Annotated in this window: 2 protein-coding genes; both read right to left on the bottom strand. The window is 58.0% G+C overall.

Annotated features, from left to right (window positions below; genetic code table 11):
• Window positions 1-38: 38 nt before the first annotated feature.
• Window positions 39-1736, bottom strand: coding sequence for an extracellular solute-binding protein (locus tag VAE48_RS10720; RefSeq protein ID WP_322793322.1), 1698 nt, complete (start codon window positions 1734-1736; stop codon window positions 39-41).
• 225 nt (window positions 1737-1961) lie between these two features.
• Window positions 1962-3151 (bottom strand): glycoside hydrolase family 3 C-terminal domain-containing protein (locus tag VAE48_RS10715; protein ID WP_322793321.1); only part of this gene is annotated, 1190 nt, incomplete at its 5' end.

Here is a 3151-nt window from a genome sequence, read left to right as displayed (position 1 = left end):
CTCCACTTTTCTTCATTGTATGAGGAACGAAATGCGGCTTACTGGCTGTTCATCTTATCCAGCAGGGCCTGACCGCCGCTCTTGTACCAGTCCTGCACGAACTTATCGAAGTCATCCAGCGGACGGGCGCCGGTCATAATCTGCAGGAAGGTTTCCTCTTCCATCTTTTTCAGCGAAGGCCAGTTCTGGTCAAGCGACAGGACGCGGGCGGCTACCGGATCGGTGCGCACCTCGTTGTAACCCTGCGCTAGCAGCAAACCGGCTTCCAAACGCGCCATGCGGGTAGCCCAGTTGGAGGGGTCGCTGCGCGGAGCGGCCACATCCGCCTTGATCTGCTCAAATTCCACCTTCATGGCTTCTCCAAAAGTGGCCGGATCCAGTTTGCCGTCGAGCGCATCTCTGTACTCACGCGCCATGCGTTCCACCACGTAAGGCTGCTCGATCAGGAAGGGGATGGGCAGAAGCAGGGTCCAGATTTCGTTGAAGTTGGGGTAGAACTGCGGCGCATTGTTCAAACCGTAGCTCAGGTCGTTTTGGATGTTCAAAATTTTGAGCGCGACTTCGGGGTGGGGATAGCCCTTGCGCACCACCACATAACTGTAGGTGTAATCGCCCATCGAGAAGGTCTGCCCGCCGTTTTTGTCCTGAATCAGGTAGGGCCACCAGTCGGCGTTGGGGTCGTTGGTAACCGAGTCCACCAGCGGCCACCACGGAATCCACCACGGGCCCATCATGATGCCCGACTTGCCGGCCACCGGAATTTCGTTGGACTTGCCGCCGTCCTTGGTGGCAAATTCGGGGTCAATCAGGCCATCTTTGTACCAGCGGGCGATCAGGGCCAGCGCTTCTTTGACCTCCGGCTGGAGCGAGCCGTAGATGATCTTGCCGGAGCTGTCGCGGTAGAACAGTTCGGGGAAGGCACCATAGGCGTTGAAGAAGGCATCGAAGCCATGCAGGTTGCTGGGGACGTTGATGGGGTTCATCGAGCCGGTCAGGCCGAAGGTATCGGCGGCGCCGTTGCCATCCGGATCCTGTTCAATGAAGGCGCGAGCGATCTTCTCGATATCTTCCACCGTCTTGGGCGGCTCTAAACCGAGTTTGTTCAGCCAGTCGCGGCGCACAAAGGCCATGATGGGCGCATCGGCCTGCGGCTGTACGTTGGGGATGCCCATGATTTTGCCGTTGATGGTGGCGGCTTGCAGGGCTACCCCTTTGGTCTGGTTGTAATTTTCCAGAATATCGGCGTTGGCGTATTTTTCAATGTAGGGGGTCAGGTCTTCGATGGCATCCGCTTCGGTCAGCTGCTGGAGCTGAATCGGATCCACGATCATGATGTCGGGGATATCCTTGCTGGCAATGGCCAGATTGAGTTTGTCCAGAAAGGCGTCGCTGGTGACCACCCACTTGAAGGTGACATCAATATTTAGGGTGTCTTCAATATATTTCAAAGCGCGGTTATTTTCGATAGTTTCACCCGCCGGCAGGGTGCCGGCGCTTTCGGAGCCGCCCTTGACCACCGAAACGGTGATGCGTTGGTCGTAAGGTCGGTAGGGGTCGGTGTTGCGCCACTCGCCCCACTGGTAAGCGGGGGTTTCTTCTGCTGCGGGGGGCTGCTCAGGTTGACTGGGAGGTTGCGTGGGGGCGGCAGTTGGCTGCGCCGGCGTTGCGCAAGCCGAGAGAATCAGGGAAAGACTGACCAGAATCAGGGCGAATTTGATCGTCCACTTCTTGAACATGGTTCCTCCAAAAACAATGTTGGGGTAAGTTGGAATGATTGCCGGATTATCCGGCCGGGCGTAGCCCATCCATCGGGTAATAAGGATTTGCAAAATCAGGGTGTTGAGAGTGGTCTAACCTCCTTCAGGATCAGGTTACCGAAAACAAAAAAGAGTAGTTGTCATTTGTCGAAAGCCGTTGGACAACTACTCTAAGTATATAAAGAGGTACGGGGCTTGTCAACCCTATGGGAGATTTTTTAACTCCTCCGCAACGGCAGCCAGCAAGGCCGGGGGGGCCAGCTGCGGAAAGCGCAGGGAAATTTCTTCCAGCGTCAGTTCCAGCAGGCTTTGAACCTGCGGTGAGTCAACCTGACCGCCGAAGAAACGCCGCAATACCGCGGCGGCCTGCTCATCGGCCAGCACTTCACCCAGACGCGAATGCACGCCCAATCCGCCGCTGGTCTGCGAAGCAGAAGGCAGCAGACGCACCGTCCCGCTCAGGCGAATATCACGGCTGGATGCGCCAACCAGAATCTCAAACCAACCGCTTTCGCTATCCCAGCCGGGTTTGGCGGGGTCGTAGAACCAGAAGGCTTCGCGGTTCAGCCTGACCCGCACCGTCCGGCTTTCGCCCGGCTGCAAATCCACTTTGACAAAGCCTTTCAATTCTTTGGGCGGGCGGGTCAGGCGGCAGTGGACATCCCGCACGTAAATTTGGGCGGTTTCCATGCCGGCTTTTTCTCCGCAGTTGGTGATGCGGAAGGCCACTTCCACCTCTTCGCCGTCCTGAAATTCCGGCGGGGTAATTTGCAAATCGCTGTACTCGAAGCGGGTGTAGGAAAGGCCATGCCCAAAGGGGAACAGTACTTCGCTTTCGGTAAAATCGTAGTAGCGGTAGCCGATGAACAGCCCTTCGCCGTAATGGACTTTGCCGTTTTCACCGGGGTAGTTGATGAAGGCGGGGTTTTCAGCCAGCCGGCGCGGGAAGGTGGTGGGCAGTTTGCCGGAGGGGGAAACATCCCCAAACAAAATGTCGGCCAGCGCGTTGCCCTGCTCCTGACCGGCGTACCACAACTGCACCACGGCATTGACCTGATTCAGCCACGGCATTTCGACGGGTGACCCGCAGTTGAGCACCACGACCGTGCGCGGATTGACTTCTGCCACGCGGCGAATCAGTTCGTCCTGCTCACCCGGCAGGCGCATATCCAGCCGGTCAAAGCCTTCCGATTCCCAATCGGGGGTCAGACCGGCAACGATGACCACCGCGTCGCTGCGCTGCGCTAGTTCTACCGCTTCGGCAATCAGGTCGGCGGGATGGGGCGGCAGGCAGCCCAATCTTAGCCAGCCGGCTGGCTGGCGGCTGGCTGCGCGGTAAATGATCTCTACCGGATAAGCCTGCCCGGCAGTGATCTGCACCTCCACCTGACGGG

Origin of the sequence: Bellilinea sp. (assembly GCF_034432615.1) — a bacterium.
Taxonomy (GTDB): Bacteria; Chloroflexota; Anaerolineae; order Anaerolineales; family Anaerolineaceae; genus Bellilinea.
The sequence above is the reverse complement of the archived record's forward strand: the minus strand, read 5'-3'. Positions and strand labels throughout refer to the sequence as shown.